This window comes from Streptococcus sp. ST14 (assembly GCF_046098195.1).
Taxonomy (GTDB): domain Bacteria; phylum Bacillota; class Bacilli; order Lactobacillales; family Streptococcaceae; genus Streptococcus.
This window is the reverse complement of sequence record NZ_JBJUSF010000076.1, coordinates 1-560: the sequence shown is the minus strand read 5'-3', so window position 1 is coordinate 560 and position 560 is coordinate 1. Positions and strand designations below refer to the sequence as shown.

Genomic DNA, 560 nt, shown 5'->3' with positions numbered 1-560 from the left:
CAAGCCAATCTTGCCAATAGCAGTTCATCAGCCATCGAACAAGAAATTACAAAAGTTCAACAACAAATTGGAGAATATCAAGAGTTGAGAGATGCTATCATAAATAACAGAGCACGCTTACCAACTGGCAATCCACACCAGTCAATTTTGAATCGTTATCTTGTAGCCTCACAAGGACAAACACAAGGAACTGCAGAGGAGCCATTTTTATCTCAAATTAATCAAAGTATTGCAGGTCTTGAATCATCTATGGCAAGCCTCAAAATTCAGCAAGCTGGTATCGGAAGTGTAGCAACTTATGATAATAGTTTAGCAACTAAAATTGAAGTACTCCGCACACAGTTTTTACAAACAGCCTCACAGCAACAACTAACCGTGGAGAATCAATTAACAGAATTAAAAGTACAACTAGATCAAGCGTCACAGCGCTTGGAAAATAATACCTTAACCGCTCCAAGTAAAGGTATCATTCACTTAAACAGTGAATTTGAAGGTAAAAATAGAATTCCAACTGGTACAGAAATTGCTCAAATATTCCCTGTCATCACAGATACAAGAGA

General features: G+C 37.5%; 1 pseudogene. It reads left to right on the top strand.

From position 1 onward, the window contains the following. A pseudogene (locus ACIY19_RS10880) lies at nucleotides 1-560 on the top strand (bacteriocin ABC transporter ATP-binding protein); the annotation flags it as partial.